Source organism: Pseudoduganella sp. (assembly GCF_041914865.1).
GTDB lineage: Bacteria > Pseudomonadota > Gammaproteobacteria > Burkholderiales > Burkholderiaceae_D > Rugamonas.
The window spans coordinates 1-19,033 of the sequence record NZ_JAYSCO010000006.1 but is presented as its reverse complement, the minus strand read 5'-3'; the positions used below and the strand labels follow the sequence as shown (position 1 = coordinate 19,033).

Genomic DNA, 19,033 nt, shown 5'->3' with positions numbered 1-19,033 from the left:
CGGAGGGAACCATGCAACTGCCGCCCAGCTTGTTGGAACTGGCGCCCCCGGTCGAGAAGGGCTTTGTCGACATCAACCTGGTGCGCATGCGCCAGCGCGGCATGGTGACGCACGAAAGCGGCCGCACTTCGGTGGCGGAGGACTTCCGCATCATCAAACGCCACCTGCTGAACGACGCGCGCGCCAGCGGGGCCAAGGCGATCCCGAACGGCAACCTGGTCGTGGTCACCAGCGCCTTGCCGGGCGAAGGCAAAACCTTCTGCGCCATCAACCTGGCCATGAGCATCTCGATGGAGAAGGATGCGCGCGCCCTGCTGGTCGATGCGGATGTGGCCCGTCCGTCGGTGCTGAAGGTGCTGGGCCTGCAGGCCGAGCGCGGCCTGATGGATGTGCTGCTTGATGGCAGCGTGGAACTATCGGACGTCATCCTGCGCACCAATGTGCCATCGCTGACCTTGCTGCCGGCCGGCCCCGCCAGCCGCCATGCGACGGAATTGCTGGCCAGCCGCAACATGAGCCGCCTGCTGGAAGAGCTGGCCAACCGCTATCCCGACCGCATCATCATTTTTGACTCCCCGCCGCTGTTGCTGACGACCGAAGCCAGTGTGCTGGTGTCGCAAATGGGCCAGGTGGTGATGGTGGTGGAAGCCGAGACCACCACCCAGGCTGCCGTGCGCGACGCCCTGGCCCGTATCGAGCATTGCCGCAACCTGAGCCTGGTCTATAACAAGTCGCGCGCCTTCAGCGGCGCCGACTACTACGGCTACTACGAATGATGGACGGCGTCGCGATCGCAGCCTTGCTGCTCCTGTGCGCCTACATCCTGCACAAGGTCAGGCATATGCACTTGCTGGTCCATGCCCTGCGCGACGATACGCGCCAGGGCCAGGCGGTGCTGTTTCGCCAGCTGGAAGCGCTGCAAGGGCTGTACATCAGCCTCGGCCTGCGGCGCGCGCTGCCGTGGACGCGCGGCTGGGCCGCCTCGCCGGATTTCCTGCAGGAGCTGGCGGCGCATGCCCTGGATGAGAAGCCGCGCTGCGTGGTCGAATGCAGCAGCGGCATCTCGACCCTGGTACTGGCGCGCTGCATGCAGCTGAATGGCGCCGGCAAGGTGTACAGCCTGGAGCACGACCCCGTCTATGCGCGCCGCACGCGCCGCCTGCTGGAACAGCACGGGCTGGCCGCCTGGGCCGCCGTCATCGACGCGCCGCTGACGCCGCAGTGCTTCGGCGCCAGCAGCCAGCCGTGGTACGACAGCGCGGCGCTGCCGCCGGGCATGGCGATCGACATGCTCGTGATCGACGGGCCGCCGCAGTCCGTGGCCGAGGCCGCGCGTTATCCGGCCGGCCCGGTGCTGTTCCCCCGCCTTTCCGCCGGCGCCATGGTCTTCCTCGACGATGCCGGGCGCCCCGGCGAGCGGGCCGCCCTTGAACGCTGGGCCCGCGAGTTCCCGGAGCTGGAGTGCGCATCGCTGCCGTGCGAGAAAGGCGCCGCTGCCCTGCGCTACAAACCTGCGGCATGATCGCGGGCAATACGCACCGCCCGTCCCGCCTCGTACGGGTGCGCATTCAGGTAGGCCGTGCGCGCTGCGCGCAGGGCGGCGATATGCTGCGCCATGCCGGCCGGCTGCAGCTCGCGACCGAAGCCGTCCGCGGCCAGCGGGCCGCCGTCCAGCCTGGCGAGGATGGCATCGCCGATATGTTCGCGGTAGTGTGAGGTTTCCCAGTAATTGCGCATATCCGAAGTGTCCCCTGTGCGCGGAATCGATTCGCTGGTCACGCTGTTAAAGCCTGAAAAGTCATAGATGCGCACGTCGCAGCCGGCAGCGCGCAGGCGCTGGCCCACCCCGGCCAGGGCGGTGAGCCAGGCTTCATACTGCCCGCCCTTCCCGGCCCAGTACAGGACGTCGATGGTCATGGCGTGGGTGGGGTTGACATACAGCCGCCATTGCACCCCGCACGCATTTCGGATGGCGCCTTCCAGGGCCGGCAACGCGCTGTCCGACGGGCCTTCGCCGCGCAGGAACTCGCGGGTACGGGCATTGACCACGGCGCCGGTCCCGCCCCAACCGGCAATACGGTGCCGCATGCAGACGCCGTCGCGCTGGCCGTACCTGGCAAGACTGGCGTGGCACACCGCCTCGTTCCGGCCGCGCAGCATGTCCAGCGATTCGCGCGTCATGTCGATGCTGACCGCCCGCTGCAAGTCCAGCAGGCGGCGCCGCGCCAGGTAGCTGCCGTCGCGCGCAAGCAAGCCAGCTTCCAGCTCGCCATTGCCCTGGCTCAGCGTGAATGACGGCGCATCCAGGCCCCAGATGACGCGGCGCACCGGCGCCGCCTGCCGCGCATGGCCCAGCATGCGTAGCGCATCGCCCAGGGTCGAACCGGACAAGGCGGCATTGAACACGCGCGCCTTGCTCCCGGGCGGCACGGCCAGTCCCAGTTCCGTACGCGAGTTGCCGAGGTAAATGGTGTCGGGGCGGTACACCGCAATCGCATAGGTCTTGCCCCAGGCGTTGAGCTTCTCCACCGGCTGGCGCAGGCGCTGCACCTGCGGCGAGTCCCATTGGTGGATCAGGTAAGGGTCGAGCAGGTAGTTGGTGCCGGCCACGGCACCCACCAGCACGATGGGAAGGCCGGCCGCAATGGCGAGATAGGTTTTCATTTCAGAACTGGAAGTAGAGGAATTCGCTGGGCCGGTTCATGCTGAAGATGCAGGCCAGGAGCAAGGCGGCGACGCTGCCGGCATGCGGCAGCGAGGCGCGCCAGCTGCGTTCCATCAGCTGGCGCGTGTTGGGGGCGAACCAGGCCAGCAAGGCGGCGGCCGCCAGCAGCGGCAGGCCGACGCCGCCCGCGTCGACCCATTGCAGGCCTGGGCCACCGAGCCCGCGCGGCAGTCCCAGCCCGTGCAGGCCCGCCATGCCGCTCCAGATATCGAGCGCCGCCGCCATATCGGGCGCGCGGAAGGGCACCCAGGCCAGCAGCACAGCGAGGAAGGTCAGCGGCCGCCCCCACCAGCGCGCCGGTCCGCCGGCAAAGTACTGGTGCACGATCAGGAACAGGCCGTGCAGGCCGCCCCAGGCGAGGAAGGTCCAGCCGGCCCCATGCCAGGCGCCGCCCAGCACCATGGTCAGCATCAGGTTGCGCTGCCGGGACCAATGGCCATGGCGATTGCCGCCCAACGGGATGTACAGGTAGTCGCGCAGGAAGCGCGACAAGGTCATGTGCCAGCGGCGCCAGAAATCGGCGATGTTGCATGCCTGGTAGGGTGAGTTGAAGTTTTCCGGCAGGCGCACGCCGAACAGCAGCGACAGGCCTATCGCCATGTCCGAGTAGCCTGAAAAATCGAAGTACAGCTGCATGCTGTAGGCCATGGTGCCGATCCAGGCATCGAGCAGCTGCGGCGAAGCCCCGGCCGCGAACACCGGGTTGGCGAGCGGCGCCAGGTTATCGGCGACCAGCACTTTCTTCGCCAGGCCGATGGCGAAGATGGTGAGGCCTTGCGCCATGTCCGCAGCGCGCAGGGCTTGCCCGTCGCGGAACTGGGGCATCATCTCGGCGTGGTGCAGGACCGGACCCGCGACAAGGTGCGGGAAATAGCTCACGAACAGCACATAGGGACCAAAGCGCGCCTCGCGCGCCCTGCCGTGCCAGCAGTCCACCAAGAAGGCGAGCTGGGTGAAGGTGAAGAAGGAGATCCCGATAGGCAGCGGCAAACCGGGATCAATCCCGAACAGGAATGCGGCGTATTTGAACCAGGCCAGCAGGCCCAGGTTAACCGCCAGCGCGCCGTAGAACGCCACGCTCCGCTGCCTTCCTTGCAGGGTGCAGATGGCGTGGCCCGCGGCGAAGTTGAGGCAGATCGAAAACAGCAGCAGCGGCAGGAAGCGCCAGTCCCACCAGGCGTAAAAGAACAGCGAACATAGCGCCAGCCACAGCACCCCATGGCGGCGCAGCAGCTGGTAGCCGGCCAGCGCGAGCGGCAGGAACAGGAAGATGAAGGCGAAGGAGTTAAACAGCACCTTGCGCCTCCGGCACCAGCTCGCGGTAGCAGCCTGCCACCTGGGCCGCCACACGCTGCCAGGTGAACTGTTCGACCATCGCCTGCACGCTTGCCCGCTCCGGCGGCCGCGCCGCCAGGTCGACGATGGCTTCGCGCTGGCTCCTGGCATCGTTCCACGCCACCTTCCGCAGCATGCTTTCCGCGCCATCGAGATGCAAAGCGCTGTCCTGGGTCATGACCACCGGCGTACCCGCCGCCAGCGCCTCCAGCACCGACAAGGGGAAAATCTCGCCCTGGCTGGGCAAAGCCACCACCGAGGCGGCGGCAAACGCGCTGGCCAGCAGCGGGTCTTCGTGGTCGAGCGCGCCGATCCAGCGCGCCCAGGGCGATTTCAGCACGCTTTGCAGGTAGGCGTGGTCGTCGCGCGCCACGGGGCCAATCAGCACCAGCGGCAGTTCGCTGCCCTCCAGCGCGTGCGCCAGGCCGAGCTGGTTCTTGTACGGCGACACCGCGCCCACACACAGCACAAACGGCCCGACAATGCCGGTGCGGTGGCGGAACAGTTCCGCCTTCGCGGTGAAGAACTGGCGGCTGATGCCGTTCGGGAACACGCGGATCTTGCTGCGCTCGGTCAGGAAGCCGCTGATAATCGCGTCACGCTCGGCGTCGCCCAGCGCTATCACCAGGTCCGCCAGCTGGAGCGCGCGCTTGGTCTGGGCATAGCTGGTCTGCAGGTTATAGGCGGAAATGCGCCCGGCCAGGCGATCGGCGACCCGTGCGCGAAAGCCTGCGTTGCGGCTCCAGCTGGGCGAGACCAGGGGCGACAGCACCACCGGCACGCCCAGGTCGACCGCCGCCTCGACCACGCGCACGTTGCCGTTGAACGCGGAGAAGACATGGATCAGGTCGAACTCGGCGAGCCGCTGGCGCGCCGGATCGACCAGCTCCGCCGACATGGACGGGTCGATGTGGTTCAGTGCCGCGATGGTCTCGCGCACCTGCACCTGCAGGCCGCCTTCGCGCTGGAACAGCATTGGGTAGGACAGGATACCGACGCGCATGCCAACCTCCGCTCATCGCTGCAGGACACTAGTGCGTACAAACGCCGCCAGGGGATGCTGTTGCAGCCAGAGCGCCAGCGCCCAGCCGACAGCGGCGGAGGCGCTCCCTGTCAACAGCATGGGCAGTCCGCCAGCGTCGCCGCCCGCCAGCGCATACGCCAGCGAGGCTGGCACCAGCGCAGCGCAGGCAACCACCGCACTTTTCCGCATCTGCCAGAACAACGCCGCCGCCTGCACCCGGTAAAGGCGCTTGAGGATGCGCAGCACAAGCCAGCTGCGGAAGGCCAGGCTCAGGGCCACGGCGGCAGCCATCCAATGCAAGCCCGCCATGCCTGCCGGCAGCAGCATCAGCAATCGACCGCCGACGGCCACCGCATCCAGGCGCGCCTGGGCGCCGATATGCCCGGTCGCCAGCAGCAGGTAGCGCACCATACTGAACATGCTATACAGTGCAGCCGCGCCACACATGATCCTGATCAAAGGTACGCTGCCTTGCCATTGAGGTCCGTACAACAAGTGCACCAGCTGCGCAGCAAACAGGCCGGCCAGCAGGAAGAAGGGCCAGGACAAGGCGGTGATGCACGCCGCAGCATTCACATAGGTCTGCACCGGGTCATTTCCCTCCCGCGCATGGCGCGCAAACAGGGGGAAGACGACTGGCGACACGGCACTGGTTATGGCCTGGTTGAACAAGGACAGTACCGATTGCGCCTTGCCCAGCAACGCCACCTCCTCCGCACCCAGCAGCTTGCCCGCCACCAGGTCGGGCGCCACCACGCCGACTTCGTCGATGGCATTGCCGCTTACCGCCAGCCCGCCCGGACGCACCAGGCCCCAAACGCCGCTTAAGGCAGGCCGGAACGCCATGCCGGAAGGGCGCAGCAGGAGCGCTGCGCCACAACCCGCGCTGGTCGCCGCAAAACTGCCCCAGGCCAGCGCGCACGGCCCAAGCCCCGCTGCGGCCAGGCCCACGGTGGCAATGAACTGGGTGACACCGTAACAGGCGCTGATCCGGAACAGCGAAGCGGCGCGCATTTCCCGCCGCAGCAGGGCCGTGACCTGCGACGAAAACGGCACCAGCAGGAAGTTCAGGGCGAGGATGTACAGCACCTCGGCCAGCACCGGCTGGCGGTAGAAGCGCGCCAGCGGCGTCGCGAGCGCCGCCAGCAAGGCCGCCAGCGCCCAACCGGTCAGGATGGCTAGCGTGAGCAAGGCGCGCTGCTCGCGCTGGCCCAGGACCGGCTGCAGCACCAGCAGCTGCCCGGTACCCAGGTCGCGGAACACCTGGGCCAGGCCGGTCAGCACCGATGCGATTGCAAACACACCCAGCTCGGCCGGCGACAACAGGCGCGCCAGCAGCATGGAGCCGGCCAGGGCGAGCAGCACCAGGAGGTACTTCTCGGCGAAACCGTAGGCGAAGTTCCGCGCCAGGCCGGGCATGTCAAACCAGGCCGCTATAAAAGGCTTCAACCTGGGCGCTGACGACAGGCACCGCATAGCGCGATTCGACTTCGGCGCGCCCGCGCCGGCCCATTTCCTCCCGCCTGTCCCTGTTCTCGAGCAGTTCCGTAATGGTGCGCACGGCGGCATCAATGTCGCCCGGCGGCAGCAGCAAGCCGCCCGCGCTGTCCTGCAGGATGTCTTCGCTGCCCGGGACGCGCGTTGCCAGCGCCGGCACACCGCAGGCCATGGCTTCAATGGTGGCGATGCCGAATCCCTCGCGCCGGCTGACGAGCAAATGCAGGTCCATGGCGGGAATCACGCTCTCCACCTGGGCCTGGAAGCCGGTGAAGATCACCCGCCGCGACAGGCGCTGGCGCTTCGCCATGTCGCGCAGCGAAGACTCCAGCGGGCCGGTGCCAACCAGCAGCAGTTTCAGGCGCGGCCGCAGGGGCGCCAGCTGGGCAAAGATCGCCAACAGCAGGTCCGGCCGCTTCTGGACCGACAGGCGCGCAACCGATCCGATTACCTCATCATCCGGGCCGATGCCCCATTGCTGGCGCGCGGCGGAGCGCCGCCTTTCGGACGGCTGGAAGCGCCTGGTGTCGACGCAGTTGGGTATCACCGCCAGCCGTGCTTCGCGCGGCAACCATTGCTGGTACAGGGCCAGGAAGCGCTTCATGGCCGAATCGGAAACGCCATACACGCCTTTGACGTTCGCCATGGCCCGTTGCAGCAGCTCGCGTTGCCAGTCGTTGAATTCCACTGGCGGGAAAGCGTTGTGCACGCTGATCACCGTCGGGATGCCGCAGCGCTGCGCCAGCCACAGCGCGCTGGCGCCATACAGAGTCCAGCAGAAGGCAATGTGCACCAGGTCCGCCTTCTGCCGGCGCAGTGCGGGCGCCGCGAATGCCAGCGCGCGCAAGCGGTTGGTGCGGCGCCAGGGCCATTCCTCCAGCAGCGGAGGAACACTCAGCTCCGTCACTTCAACGCATTCGTCCTGCGCCGATTGCCGCCAGCGTTCATCGCCGGCGAAGCGAGGCGCTGCCAGCACACAATCGTAGCCCTGCCGCTTCAGGAAACGCGCTTCATCGAGCATGCGCAGCTCCATGCCGCCCAGCTCGCCGGAATAGCTGGTGATCAGGATGCGTGGGGCGGAAGGCAGGCGTGCCGACGCCGCCGCTTCGCGGATATAGCCGCCCAGGTAGGCCAGCTCCCAGCGCCGCTGGAAGGCGCGCTCCGGCTGGCGCAGGAGAAGCGCCGCACCCAGCCCGAACAGCTCCTCGACGTATTTGCGCAGCATCCAGCGCGGTGCGCCGAACAGCTCGGGGAACTGGCCCGGCTTCGCCAGGCGGCACGCGCCGCGTCCGTACCGGCGCGCCCGCCCGATGATCCAGTCCGCGCGCAACTGCGCCGGACGGATGAAGTGCGCCACGCGTGCCGCGGGGCAGAACCATGACTGGTAGCCGGCGCCATCGAGCAGGCGAGTGAAACTGACCTCGCCGCCCATCGCGTAGTCGCCGGAGGCGGGCCCCATCGTCTCGTCGAAGCGGAAGCCCTGGCTGAATACCTCGCCGCGCACCGCCATATTGGCGCCCCACACCAGGCCCGCGTAGACTGGCCCTTCCGGCAGTTCCGGGTCGGTCAGGCCATAGGTCAGGCCGCAGGGCACCAGCCGCAGCAGCCATTCCGGCGGCGCCTGGCTCCAGTCGGGCACGATACTGCCGCCGAAGATGGCGTAGTCGCGGCGGTTGCTCGCCACTTCGGCATAACGCACGAGCCAGTCCGGGTCGGGCGTGGCGTCGTCGTCGGTGAAGACGAACAGGCGCGTTTCCGGTCCCTTCATTGCCAGCGCCAGTCCGTGGTTCAGGGCGGCATTCTTGCCGCGCTTCGGTTCAAAGGCGTAATGCAGGGGCAGCTTGCCAGCGTAGGACATCAGCAGTTCGCGCGTGCCGTCGTCGCTGCCATTGTCCACCACCAGCAAGCGCCACCCCTCCTCCGGGCTTTGCAGCTGGGTGTATGCCTCCAGCACTTTCGGCAAAGTCTGGACGCCGTTGAATGTGGCCATCAGCACAGTCAGCATGATTTCCTCCTTGGAAGGCCCAGTCTATGCAAGGCTGCAGCACCTGCACTTGCGCAAACGCAAAGAGGCGGCGCGGCGGCTTTGCTGTAATGGCTGCATGCTGACGCGCTTCCGCCAAACCGCCGCCGAACTGGGTGCCGTGAACACGGCCTGGTATGTGCTGGCGCGCGCGCTGGGCCTGATTGGCTGCAGCCTGCAGCGCTACCTGTTCCTCGCGCAGCGTGTGGCGCCGCAGGCGATGCGGCGCACGGCCGGCAGCATTGTGGTGCGCGGCCTGATGTCGCTGGACGAACTTCCGCCGGCTTATCCGCGCCCCGTGCATGTGGTGGCGGCGCGCTTCCGCCAGGGCGGCTGCAGCATCGCGGCCTGGAAAGGCCAGGAGCTGGCCGGCATCCTGTGGTACCAGCTGGGCGCCTACCAGGAGGACGAGGTGCGCGCCCGCTATTGCCTGCCCTCCCCTGCTTCATGCTGGGACTATGACGTGTTCGTACAGCCGCAGCTGCGTTTGGGCACGGCGTTCTGCCGCCTGTGGGACGAAGCCCACCTGCGCATGCGCGCGCGCGGCATCCGCTGGAGCTGCAGCCGTATTTCGGCCTTCAACCCGGCATCGCTGCGCGCGCACCGGCGCATCGGCACAGTGCTGCTGGGGAGCGCCAGTTTCATTACTGCCGGACGCTGGCAGCTGATGCTGGCCAGCCGCCCGCCTTACGTCCACCTGTCTTGCAGCGCAGCCTCTTGCCCGAAGTTGGTATTCGATACCGCCGCCCTTGAGCAGAAGGAATTCCCCACATGCCCAGCTACCTGTTGATCCTAGCCGCGCTGGCGGCCGACTGCCCGCCCTACACCAAAGGCACGACCGGCGGCGACTACTACAATGCGGACGATGCGCGCGGCCTGGCGGTGGTCGAAACCTTCCACTTTGCGCCGCAGGTCGAAGCCTTGCAGCGCGGCCAGTCAGGCCCGCTGGGCGGCGATATCAGCTACACACTGGAACACTTCCCCAACCATCCGCGCGCCTTGTCCGCCATGGCGCGGCTGGCGCAGCGCCTGCGCAAAGAGCAGGTACCGGCGGCGCGCTTCCCGGTCGAGTGCTACTTCCAGCGCGCGATTGCATTCGCGCCAGAGGACGGCGCGGCGCGCGCGCTGTACGGTGCCTACCTGCTGTCGCTGCGGCGCGACACGGACGCCGTGGCGCAGCTGGAAGGCGCCGTCGCCCTGCGGCCTGGCCATGCCGCCGCCTGGTATAACCTGGGGCTGGCGCGCGTGCGCCTGAAGGACTTCCCGCAGGCGCTGGAAGCTGCGCATAAGGCCTATGGGCTGGGATTTCCCTTGCCGGGACTGCGCGAGAAACTGAAAGCCGCGCGCGCATGGCGCGAGCCGGAATCACTTGATCCCGTGGTGGCTCATTAGGTCATACAAAGTCGGGCGGCTGACGCCAAGCAGCTCGGAAGCGCGCGCTATGTTGCCGCCCGTGCGCGCGAGCGCCTTGACCATGACCCTGTATTCGGCAGCGTTGCGCGCCTCGCGCAGGTCGATGCTTTCGGCCTGCGGCGCGCCTGGCGGCAAACCCAGGTCCTCCCGCGTGATATGCGGGCCGTCGCTCATGATGACGGCGCGCTTGATGCAGTTCTCGATTTCGCGCACATTGCCGGGCCAGCCGTAGGATTCGATCGCCGCCAGGGCTTCGGGATGGAAAGGCATAGCGGGCCGCCCCTCGGCCTGCAGGAAGCGGTGGCGGAAGTGCTGGGCCAGCAGGAGCGCATCGCCGACCCGCTCGCGCAGCGGCGGCACCACCAGCACGATCTCGCTCAAACGGTAGAACAGGTCTTCGCGGAAACGGCCCTCATCCACCATGGCCTTCAGGTTGCGGTGGGTGGCGCAGACGATCCGCACATCGACCGCGATCTCACTGCGCCCGCCCAGGCGCTCGATCACCCGCTCCTGCAGGAAGCGCAGCATCTTGGCCTGCAACGGCAGGGCCATATCGCCAATCTCGTCCAGGAAGAACGTGCCGCCCGCCGCCAGTTCAATCTTGCCCAGCGTTTGCCGCTCCGCACCGGTAAAGGCGCCCTTCTCATAGCCGAACAATTCGCTCTCCAGCAGGTGCTCGGGGATCGCCGCGCAGTTGATGGCCACCATGCGCTTGTCGTGGCGGCTGCTTAACTGGTGCAGGCCGCGCGCCAGCAGCTCCTTGCCGCAGCCGGAAGCGCCCATCAGCATCACCGTGGCCGAACTCGGCGCGACCTTCTCGATGCTGCGGCACACGCGCAGCATGCCGGGATCGCGCGTGACCAGGCCCGCCAGCGGCGAATCGGACTCTGTCTGCAGCATGCGCCGGTTCTCCTGCTGCACCCCATGCAGGAAGAAGGCGCGCTCCACCATCAGGCATAGCATGTCGCCGTCCAGAGGCTTCTGGTGGAAGTCGTAAGCGCCGAGCGCCATGGCCTTGAGCACGTTTTCGCGGTCCTGGTTGCCCGACAGGACGATCACCTTGGTGTCGGCGGCAATCGCCAGCATCTGCTGCAGCAGCAGCAAGCCTTCGCTGGCACTATCGGGTTCCGGCGGCAGGCCCAGGTCCATGGTCACCACCGCCGGCTGGTGGCGCCGCAGCTGACCGAGCGCGGCGTCGCGGTTGGCCGCAAACACCACCTCGTACGCATCCAGGGCCCACCGCAACTGCTTCTGCAGGCCCAGGTCGTCCTCCACCACGAGCAGTTTTTTCTTGGTCATGGGCCCATCATGCAGCATGCTGGCAGTGGGGCTTTTGAGGCAGCTCAACGGCAAATAGTTTATATTGTTGCTTATTTCGCGAAAAAGACAGCCCGAAACACCATGAAATTCGATGTAGCGATCGTCGGCAGCGGCTTGGCCGGCCTCTCTGTAGCACTGCACCTGGCGGAAAGCCGCAAAGTTGCCATCATCTCCAAGCGCGCCCTGCTGGACGGCGCCAGCAACTGGGCCCAGGGCGGCATTGCGGCCGTCCTCGACTCGGGCGACAGCCATGAACAGCATATTTCCGACACCCTGGTGGCCGGCGGCGGCTTATGCGACGAAGGCGCCACCCGCTTCATCGTGGAGCACGGGCGCGAAGCCATCGAGTGGCTGATCGGCCTCGGCGTGCCCTTTACCCGTGATGAGAATGCGGAACTGGGCTTCCACCTGACGCGTGAAGGCGGCCATAGCCAGCGCCGTATCATCCACGCCGCCGATGCCACCGGCCATGCGGTGCAGGTCACGCTGGAGGAGAAAGTACGCGCCCATCCGAACATCACGCTGTTCGAGCACCATTGCGCGATCGACGTGATCACCACCGACAAGCTGGGACCGCGCCCGGCCAACGCGCAGCCGCGCTGCCACGGCCTGTACGTGCAGGATGTGCAGACCGGCCAGGTGCACACCATGGCCGCCGAGCATACGGTGATGGCCACCGGCGGCGCCGGCAAGGTGTACCTGTACACGACCAATCCGGACACCGCCAGCGGCGACGGCATCGCCATGGCGTGGCGCGCCGGCTGCCGCGTCTCGAACATGGAGTTCATCCAGTTCCATCCGACCTGCCTGTACCACCCGTATGCCAAGTCCTTCCTCATCACGGAAGCGATCCGCGGCGAAGGCGGCCTGCTCAAGCTGCCGCCCGAAGCGGGCGCCTCGGCTGGCCAGCGCTTCATGCTGGCGCACGACGAGCGCGCCGAACTGGCGCCGCGCGACGTGGTCGCACGCGCGATCGACTTCGAGATCAAGAAGCGCGGCCTGGATTACGTGCACCTGGATATCAGCCACAAGCCGGCCGATTTCCTGATTTCGCACTTCCCGACCATTTACGCGCGCTGCCTGGAACTGGGCATCGATATCACCAAGCAGCCTATCCCGATCGTGCCGGCCGCCCACTACACCTGCGGTGGCGTGGTGACCGACCTGTTCGGCCGTACCGATCTGCCGGGCCTGTACGCGGTCGGCGAGACCGCCTGCACCGGCCTGCACGGCGCCAACCGCCTGGCATCGAATTCGCTGCTGGAGTGCGTGGTGATCGGCCGCGCCTGTGCCCAGGACATCCTGGCCCAGGACAAGGAAGGCACGCCCTACCTGCCGGATTGGGACGAGAGCCGTGTCACCGATGCGGACGAGGAAGTGGTGATCGCCCACAACTGGGACGAGCTGCGCCGCTTCATGTGGAACTATGTGGGCATCGTGCGCACCACCAAGCGCCTGGAGCGCGCCCAGCACCGCATCGCCCTGCTGAAAGAAGAGATCGACGAGTACTACCGCCACTTCCGCATCACCAGCGACCTGCTGGAATTGCGCAACCTGGTGGAAGTCGCCTCACTGATCGTCAATAGCGCGCTGCAACGGCGCGAAAGCCGCGGCCTGCATTTCAGCCGCGACTATCCGGCGACGCTGCCCAAAGCACTGCCGACGGTCCTGACGCCGGAACGCCGCTAAGCATTACTGCGGCGGCACATTGACTTCGTGCCGCTGCCCCAGGCGTTTGAGCTCCCCGCTATCGACCATGCGCTGGAACTCGGCATCGAACTCCTTGCGCAGCGCGTCCGACGCGGGGCGTTTGGGAAAGCCGAAGTAGCCGTCCTGCACCTCGATCACCTGCGGCAGCATGGCCAGCTGGCCCGACAGGCCAAGCCGGCCCAGCACCGGCTCCGTATTGCGCCGATTGCTGGCGAACATCTGCGCATGTTGCGCCGCCAGCATTTTCAGCCCGCTGTCCACGCTGTTGACGATATCGAGGCGCAGCTGCGGCCGTGCCTTGTCGAAAGCCGCGCCGTAGGCCCAGCCATTGACGATGGCGATGCGGCGGTCTGCGAGCGCAGTAAAGTCGCCATTCCACTCCAGGCCAGAACCTTTGCGCACGTAGAACACCATCTGGTCCTGGTAGAACGGCAGTCTGGAAAAAGCGATGATCTGCTGGCGTTCGAAAGTCTTGTAGGGTCCGACCAGGATATCGGCCTTGCCTTGCGCCACCAGGGCCTGGGCGCGCGCCCAGGGGTACAGCTCGAAGACCGGCCGATGGCCCAGGCGCTGGGCGATCAGGCGCACGATTTCGGGCCCGAAGCCGACGATTTCGCCTTCCTGGCCACGTTCATAGACGCGTTCGAAATGGGTGCCGATTACCAGCAGGTCACGCGCGGCGGCCGGCAAGCAGCAGAGCAAGGCGAAGACGGCAGCAGCAAACTTGCGCATGGTTCCTCCCTGTGTCATGCCCCATGATACCATTTCCAAATGCCAAATCCAGCCACCCTCCGCCCCGCCCTCCCGGCCGATACCGCAGCCATGGAAGACTTGATCCGGCGCTCCGGCATTGAGCTTAGCAAAGGCTTTTATAGCGAGGAACAGGCGGCGGCGGTAACGCGCTACGTGTTCGGCGTCGATTCGCAACTGGTGCAGGACGGCACCTACTTCGTACTGGAACATGAAGGCAGGCTGCTGGCCTGCGGCGGCTGGAGCAAGCGCGCCACCCTGTTCGGCGGCGACCAGCATAAAAGCGGCCCCGATCCTTTGCTCGACCCGGCCACGCAAGCGGCACGCATCCGTGCCTTTTTTGTCGACCCTGCCGTACCTCGCCAGGGCCTGGGGCGCAGGCTGATGGAGCACTGCGAACAGGAAGCTGCGCGCGCCGGCTTCAAAACACTGGAACTGGCGGCGACGATGCCTGGGGTCCCGCTTTACCGGGCCTGCGGCTTCGAGGTGCTGGAAGACTTTGCGCTCACCCTGCCCGGCAACGTGTCGATACCGTTGTCGCGCATGCGCAAGCGCATCGCCTGATCAGCGTCCGCCCGCAGGCGGCAGCGTGATATTGGCAGCCGGGCGCCCCTGGCGCTCCAGCGCCTCGCGGTCGGCCACCGTCATGTTGTCCGTCTGGCGCTTGCGGCGCAAGTGCGAGCCGGTGATTTCGTAACGCTCCTCTTTCTCCGCTGCTTGTTGCTGGGCAGGCTGTGGCGCACCGGCATTGCTGGCTTCAGGCTCGGTGGCGCAGCCGGCAATCAGCAGGCAGAATCCGGCTGCGATCAAGGCTTTGCTCATTATCGTTTTCCTAACGGTTGATGGAATCCCTAATCTAGCATGGATAGAACGATAACTTTGTAAAAAAGTTTCGCCTCAACTATTGAAGCCCTTGCCCTCCGCCGCCAGGCGCGCCAGCAATGCGGCCGGGCGCCAGGCCTCGCCATGGCGGCCTTGGGCGAAGGTTTCCATCGCACGTAAAACATGCGCCAAGCCTACGGTGTCGGCATAGAACATCGGGCCGCCGCGATGGAGCGGGAAGCCGTAGCCGGTCAGGTACACCATATCAATGTCGGAGGCACGCAAGGCAATGCCTTCCTCCAGGATCAGCGCGCCTTCGTTCACCAGTGCATATACCAGCCGCTCCACGATCTCCTGCTCGCCCACCGCACGCTGCGCGACGCCCAGCTGCTTCGCATGGCTGGCAATCATTTCGTTCACCACCGGGCTTGGATACGCTTTGCGGTCCCCTTCCTTATAGTCGTACCAGCCGGCATGCGTCTTCTGGCCAAAGCGGCCCATCTCGCACAGCAGGTCGGCAGTCCGGGAATAAACCACTTCCGGCTTCTCCACATAGCGGCGTTTGCGGATGTACCAGCCAATATCATTGCCGGCCAGGTCGCTCATCCGGAACGGCCCCATCGGGAAGCCGAACTTTTCAATGGCTTTGTCGACCTGCTCCGGTGTCGCCCCCTCTTCCAGCAGGAAACCGGCCTGGCGGAAATACTGCTCGATCATCCGGTTGCCGATAAAGCCGTCGCAGACACCCGACACCACGCCAGTCTTTTTCAGCTTTTTGGCCAAGGCCATGGTGGTGGCCAGCACGTCCTTGCCGGTTTCCTTGCCGCGCACCACCTCCAGCAGTTTCATCACGTTGGCGGGGCTGAAGAAATGGGTTCCCACCACGTCCTGCGGACGCCTGGTGAAAGCTGCGATCCGGTCCAGGTCGAGGGTCGACGTGTTGGAAGCCAGGATGGCGCCCGGCTTCATTACCGCGTCCAGCTGGCGGAACACAGCCTCCTTCACCGCCAGGTCTTCAAACACGGCCTCAATCACGATGTCGGCATCGGCGATGGCCGCGTAATCGAGGGTGCCGCTGACCAGGGCCAGGCGCTGCGCAAACTTCTCCGGCGTCAGCTTGCCCTTGTTCAGCGTGTTCTCGTAGTTCTTGCGGATCGTGGCCAGGCCCTTGTCCAGCGCTTCCCGCTTGGTCTCCAGCAAGACCACCGGGATGCCGGCATTGGCAAAATTCATCGCAATGCCGCCGCCCATGGTGCCGGCACCGATCACGGCAGCCTTGGCAATGGTGCGCGTCGGCGTGTCGGCCGGCACATCCGGGATCTTGCTGGCGGCGCGCTCGGAAATGAAGGCGTGACGCAGGGCCTTGCACTCAGTCGTCTGCATCAGGTGCAGGAAACGTTCGCGTTCAAACTTCAGGCCGGAATCAAAGTCCATGGTGACCGAGGCGGCGACCGTTTCCACGCATTCCAGCGGAGCCGGGAATGGACCGGCAGCGGCTTTCACCTGTTCACGGCTCGACTGCAGGAAGGCCTCATGGTCCGGGAAATCGACTTTGCGGTCGCGTACTTTCGGCAGTGGACGCACGTCTGCGACAGTTGACGCAAACTCGCGCGCCTCCGCTACCAGGTCAGCGCCTGGCGCCAGCAACTTATCGAACAAAGCGGTACCGGCCAATTTTTCGGACAGCACGGGCGTCCCCGACACCACCATGTTCAGGGCCATCTCCAGGCCCAGCACCCGCGGCAGGCGCTGGGTGCCGCCGGCGCCTGGCAGCAGGCCGAGCTTCACTTCCGGCAGCGCGATCTGGGCGCCGGGCAAGGCGACCCGGTAGTGGCACCCCAACGCGAGCTCCAGGCCACCGCCCATTGCCACCGAATGAATGGCCGCCACCACCGGCTTGCTGCAGCCTTCCACCGCGCGGATCAGGGAGTGCAGCGTCGGTTCCGTCAGCGCCTTCGGCGAATTGAATTCTTTGATGTCGGCGCCGCCCGAGAATGCTTTGCCAGCCCCGGTCAGGACTACCGCCTTTACGGCTTCATCGGCTTCCGCACGGCGGATGCCTTCGATGGCCGCAGTGCGGGTGGCAAGCCCGAGCCCGTTGACCGGCGGATTATTCAGGGTAATGACAGCGATGGAACCATGGACTGCGTAATCTGCACTCATAAATTGTCTCGTCTTTCTTAGTGTGGCGGGTTTGCCCTTTATCACGATTATATTTGAGTTTCCTCAAATTAATGCAACACGAGCGGCCAGTTTATCCCAAGCACTTGATTTCAATCAGGAATTGTTCGCCGAATAAATCAATGACAACTCAGTTTTCATTATGTCCAGACATATTCGCCACAGCTGACAAAAGCACCGGAAATCCGCTTGATGTGGGGAAATGGGCGGCCTAAGATCGTTGCAGGAGGGCACACCATGAAGAATAGCATTGTGTTAACGACCTTCATCGCCGGCATCGCCGCACAGGCCGGCGCCGCGGAGCCGGAACTGTTTGCGCCGGGCCGCATCCTGGTCGAGCCGCGCGCCGGTCTGACGCTCGACGGCATGTCCAGGATGCTCAAGGCTAACGGCGGACAGCAGGCGCGCAAGCTTGGCCAGAGCAACATCCACGTCCTGGAAGTCTCACGCGGTTCCGAGCGCGCCACAGTCAACAAGCTCAAGAACAATCCCCATTTCAAATATGCCGAACTGGACCGCGCCGTCCCGGTCGCGCTGGCGGCCAACGATCCGTATCTTGGCAGCGCATGGCACCTGCCCAAAATCGGCGCCCCGGCAGCCTGGGACTCGACGCAAGGCGCCGGTTTGACGATTGCGATCCTCGATTCCGGCGTGGACGCAACCCATCCAGACCTGGTGGGCAACCTGGTGCCCGGCTATAACAGCTACGACAACAATACCAACACCGCCGACATATGCGGCCATGGCACCAAAGTGGCGGGTTCGGCCGCCGCCGCCACCAATAATGGCCTCGGCGTTGCTGGCGTAGCAGGCCAGGCCAAGATAATGCCGGTCCGCATCGCCTTCCTCAGCGGCGGTTCGTGCTATGCCTACTTCTCGACCATGGCAAACGGCCTGACCTGGGCAGCCGACCATGGCGCACGTGTGGCAAACATCAGTTACGCCAGCGTGCCGAGCAGCCTGGCCGTCCAAAGTGCCGCCAACTATCTGCGCAGCAAAGGCGGCCTGCTCTTCGTCTCGGCCGGCAACTACAACCGGGACGAAGGATTTACGCCCACCGACAGCATGATCGCCGTGTCGGCCACCACGTCCACCGACGTGCGCGCCAGCTTCTCCAGCTACGGTGCGTTTGTCGCCCTGTCGGCGCCGGGCTCGGGCATTTACACCACGGTCAACGGTGGCGGATACGGCGGTGTGAACGGAACGTCGTTCTCCAGCCCGATCACGGCAGCTGTCGCAGCGCTGGTCATGACGGCAAACCCCTCGCTCAGCCCGGACCAGGTGCAGAACATCCTGTTCAGTACGGCAGTCGACCTTGGCAGCGCAGGGCGTGATATTTACTACGGTTATGGGCGCGTGAACGCCGCCGCGGCGGTGGCAGCCGCCCTGGCCATCCCCGTACCAGACACCGGCGCGCCCAGCGTCGCCATCGCCAGTCCGGTCGCCAGCAGCACGGTTTCAGGCCTGGTAACGGTCAGTGTGAACGCCAGCGACAACGTCGCAGTCACCCGGGTGGACCTGAAAGTCAACAATACCGTGGTTGCAAGCGACACCACCGGCCCCTACGCCTTCAGCTGGGACTCACGGGGCGTGGCGAACGGCATGAACAACCTGGTTGCCCTGGCGTATGACGCGGCGGGGAATGTCGCCTCCTCCAGCACCTTACAGGTGAATGTCGCCAATATCATCGCGCAGCCGGTGGCGGACACGTCCCCACCGGTCGTGGCCATTGCCAACCCCGGGCCGGGTATGGTAAGCGGCATGGTGAACATTGCAGTGAATGCGTCGGACAACAGTGGCGCTGCCGGGATCTCGCTCAGTCTCTACATAGACGGGCAGCTGAAAGCCTCCGGCAGCGGCGCTTCCCTTGCCTTCAACTGGAATACCCGCAAGGAAGCACAAGGGAGCCACACGATCCAGGCAGTGGCACGCGACCGCGCGGGAAATACAGGCAGCAGTTCAGTCCAGGTAAGCCGCTGAGATAATATATCCCTCTTAGAGCCCGGCCAAATGCCGGGCTTCTTTTATTTCAAATCAATATTCTCCGACCGCAATTGTTAATAATCCGAGGAAATATTCCAAGCCATTGAATTAACGAAGATTTCTTTAATTCCAGACTTAATTTCCACATTCAAAAATTCTTTTAAAAATCTCCTTGCTATGATGCAAGTTAGTGACTAAGATTCCCTACAGCAAGATCTGATAAGGGCAAACCACCCGAAAGGGTGGGACG

The 19,033-nt window shown here is 65.4% G+C and carries 16 protein-coding genes; 7 read left to right on the top strand and 9 right to left on the bottom strand.

What is annotated here, in order from left to right; all coding sequences use genetic code 11:
* Nucleotides 1-11: 11 nt before the first annotated feature.
* Nucleotides 12-776: an XrtA-associated tyrosine autokinase gene (locus tag ACE3TQ_RS04375; protein WP_374580728.1), complete on the top strand. Its 765-nt coding sequence runs from the start codon at nt 12-14 to the stop codon at nt 774-776.
* Nucleotides 773-1,522 carry a class I SAM-dependent methyltransferase gene (locus ACE3TQ_RS04370; RefSeq protein WP_374580727.1) on the top strand — a complete coding sequence of 250 codons (750 nt, stop codon included), beginning with the start codon at nt 773-775 and terminating at the stop codon, nt 1,520-1,522. The genes ACE3TQ_RS04375 and ACE3TQ_RS04370 overlap by 4 nt, the downstream gene beginning before the upstream one ends.
* Here ACE3TQ_RS04370 and ACE3TQ_RS04365 read toward each other — a convergent pair.
* The 5 genes from ACE3TQ_RS04365 to ACE3TQ_RS04345 are packed head-to-tail and all read right to left on the bottom strand — an operon-like array spanning nt 1,504 to nt 8,586.
* The gene (locus tag ACE3TQ_RS04365; protein WP_374580726.1) at nt 1,504-2,664 is read right to left on the bottom strand and encodes a hypothetical protein; all 1,161 of its coding nucleotides are present in this window, start codon (nt 2,662-2,664) and stop codon (nt 1,504-1,506) included. The genes ACE3TQ_RS04370 and ACE3TQ_RS04365 overlap by 19 nt on opposite strands.
* Before the next feature lies 1 nt (nt 2,665).
* Nucleotides 2,666-4,021, bottom strand: coding sequence for an MBOAT family protein (locus ACE3TQ_RS04360; RefSeq protein WP_374580725.1), 1,356 nt, complete (start codon nt 4,019-4,021; stop codon nt 2,666-2,668).
* The gene (locus ACE3TQ_RS04355) at nt 4,011-5,063 is read right to left on the bottom strand and encodes a glycosyltransferase (RefSeq protein WP_374580724.1); all 1,053 of its coding nucleotides are present in this window, start codon (nt 5,061-5,063) and stop codon (nt 4,011-4,013) included. The genes ACE3TQ_RS04360 and ACE3TQ_RS04355 overlap by 11 nt, the downstream gene beginning before the upstream one ends.
* A 12-nt stretch (nt 5,064-5,075) precedes the next feature.
* The gene (locus ACE3TQ_RS04350) at nt 5,076-6,533 is read right to left on the bottom strand and encodes an oligosaccharide flippase family protein (protein WP_374580723.1); all 1,458 of its coding nucleotides are present in this window, start codon (nt 6,531-6,533) and stop codon (nt 5,076-5,078) included.
* The gene (locus tag ACE3TQ_RS04345; RefSeq protein ID WP_374580722.1) at nt 6,505-8,586 is read right to left on the bottom strand and encodes a glycosyltransferase; all 2,082 of its coding nucleotides are present in this window, start codon (nt 8,584-8,586) and stop codon (nt 6,505-6,507) included. The genes ACE3TQ_RS04350 and ACE3TQ_RS04345 overlap by 29 nt, the downstream gene beginning before the upstream one ends.
* On the opposite strand from ACE3TQ_RS04345, the gene ACE3TQ_RS04340 reads away from it, so the two are divergent.
* Complete coding sequence (locus ACE3TQ_RS04340; RefSeq protein WP_374580721.1) at nt 8,585-9,394, top strand: hypothetical protein; 810 nt, start codon at nt 8,585-8,587, stop codon at nt 9,392-9,394. The genes ACE3TQ_RS04345 and ACE3TQ_RS04340 overlap by 2 nt on opposite strands.
* On the top strand, nt 9,376-9,996 hold the full coding sequence (locus tag ACE3TQ_RS04335) for an ABC transporter permease (RefSeq protein ID WP_374580720.1): 621 nt from the start codon (nt 9,376-9,378) through the stop codon (nt 9,994-9,996). Before ACE3TQ_RS04340 ends, ACE3TQ_RS04335 begins: the two co-directional genes overlap by 19 nt.
* Here ACE3TQ_RS04335 and prsR read toward each other — a convergent pair.
* Complete coding sequence (gene prsR / locus ACE3TQ_RS04330) at nt 9,970-11,316, bottom strand: PEP-CTERM-box response regulator transcription factor (protein ID WP_374580719.1); 1,347 nt, start codon at nt 11,314-11,316, stop codon at nt 9,970-9,972. The genes ACE3TQ_RS04335 and prsR overlap by 27 nt on opposite strands.
* 102 nt (nt 11,317-11,418) lie before the next feature.
* Here prsR and nadB point away from each other — a divergent pair, with 102 nt between their 5' ends.
* On the top strand, nt 11,419-13,026 hold the full coding sequence (gene nadB, locus ACE3TQ_RS04325; RefSeq protein ID WP_374580718.1) for an L-aspartate oxidase: 1,608 nt from the start codon (nt 11,419-11,421) through the stop codon (nt 13,024-13,026).
* A 3-nt stretch (nt 13,027-13,029) separates the two neighbouring features.
* Here the strand turns inward: nadB and ACE3TQ_RS04320 are convergent, their stop codons facing one another.
* Nucleotides 13,030-13,779 carry a substrate-binding periplasmic protein gene (locus ACE3TQ_RS04320; protein WP_374580717.1) on the bottom strand — a complete coding sequence of 250 codons (750 nt, stop codon included), beginning with the start codon at nt 13,777-13,779 and terminating at the stop codon, nt 13,030-13,032.
* Between the two features lie 90 nt (nt 13,780-13,869).
* On the opposite strand from ACE3TQ_RS04320, the gene ACE3TQ_RS04315 reads away from it, so the two are divergent.
* Nucleotides 13,870-14,361, top strand: a complete 492-nt coding sequence (locus ACE3TQ_RS04315; RefSeq protein ID WP_374580716.1) for a GNAT family N-acetyltransferase — start codon at nt 13,870-13,872, stop codon at nt 14,359-14,361.
* Here ACE3TQ_RS04315 and ACE3TQ_RS04310 read toward each other — a convergent pair whose 3' ends face one another.
* Both ACE3TQ_RS04310 and ACE3TQ_RS04305 read right to left on the bottom strand, forming a co-directional pair.
* A complete protein-coding gene (locus ACE3TQ_RS04310) occupies nt 14,362-14,619 on the bottom strand; it encodes a hypothetical protein (RefSeq protein ID WP_374580715.1) in 258 nt (85 codons plus the stop codon).
* Nucleotides 14,620-14,694: 75 nt separating this feature from the next.
* Nucleotides 14,695-16,782: a 3-hydroxyacyl-CoA dehydrogenase NAD-binding domain-containing protein gene (locus ACE3TQ_RS04305; RefSeq protein ID WP_374580714.1), complete on the bottom strand. Its 2,088-nt coding sequence runs from the start codon at nt 16,780-16,782 to the stop codon at nt 14,695-14,697.
* Nucleotides 16,783-17,037: 255 nt separating this feature from the next.
* On the opposite strand from ACE3TQ_RS04305, the gene ACE3TQ_RS04300 reads away from it, so the two are divergent.
* Nucleotides 17,038-18,780, top strand: coding sequence for a S8 family serine peptidase (locus tag ACE3TQ_RS04300; RefSeq protein WP_374580713.1), 1,743 nt, complete (start codon nt 17,038-17,040; stop codon nt 18,778-18,780).
* Nucleotides 18,781-19,033 lie beyond the last annotated feature (253 nt).

Excerpts from the sequence above, each read along its gene's own strand:
- ACE3TQ_RS04375 (WP_374580728.1), top strand. The coding sequence starts at position 12 with ATGCAACTGCCGCCCAGCTTGTTGGAACTGGCGCCCCCGGTCGAGAAG.
- ACE3TQ_RS04370 (WP_374580727.1), top strand. The coding sequence starts at position 773 with ATGATGGACGGCGTCGCGATCGCAGCCTTGCTGCTCCTGTGCGCCTAC.
- ACE3TQ_RS04365 (WP_374580726.1), bottom strand. The coding sequence starts at position 2,664 with ATGAAAACCTATCTCGCCATTGCGGCCGGCCTTCCCATCGTGCTGGTG.
- ACE3TQ_RS04355 (WP_374580724.1), bottom strand. The coding sequence starts at position 5,063 with ATGCGCGTCGGTATCCTGTCCTACCCAATGCTGTTCCAGCGCGAAGGC.
- ACE3TQ_RS04340 (WP_374580721.1), top strand. The coding sequence starts at position 8,585 with ATGATTTCCTCCTTGGAAGGCCCAGTCTATGCAAGGCTGCAGCACCTG.
- ACE3TQ_RS04345 (WP_374580722.1), bottom strand. The coding sequence starts at position 8,586 with ATGCTGACTGTGCTGATGGCCACATTCAACGGCGTCCAGACTTTGCCG.
- ACE3TQ_RS04335 (WP_374580720.1), top strand. The coding sequence starts at position 9,376 with ATGCCCAGCTACCTGTTGATCCTAGCCGCGCTGGCGGCCGACTGCCCG.
- prsR (WP_374580719.1), bottom strand. The coding sequence starts at position 11,316 with ATGACCAAGAAAAAACTGCTCGTGGTGGAGGACGACCTGGGCCTGCAG.
- nadB (WP_374580718.1), top strand. The coding sequence starts at position 11,419 with ATGAAATTCGATGTAGCGATCGTCGGCAGCGGCTTGGCCGGCCTCTCT.
- ACE3TQ_RS04320 (WP_374580717.1), bottom strand. The coding sequence starts at position 13,779 with ATGCGCAAGTTTGCTGCTGCCGTCTTCGCCTTGCTCTGCTGCTTGCCG.
- ACE3TQ_RS04315 (WP_374580716.1), top strand. The coding sequence starts at position 13,870 with ATGGAAGACTTGATCCGGCGCTCCGGCATTGAGCTTAGCAAAGGCTTT.
- ACE3TQ_RS04310 (WP_374580715.1), bottom strand. The coding sequence starts at position 14,619 with ATGAGCAAAGCCTTGATCGCAGCCGGATTCTGCCTGCTGATTGCCGGC.
- ACE3TQ_RS04305 (WP_374580714.1), bottom strand. The coding sequence starts at position 16,782 with ATGAGTGCAGATTACGCAGTCCATGGTTCCATCGCTGTCATTACCCTG.
- ACE3TQ_RS04300 (WP_374580713.1), top strand. The coding sequence starts at position 17,038 with ATGAAGAATAGCATTGTGTTAACGACCTTCATCGCCGGCATCGCCGCA.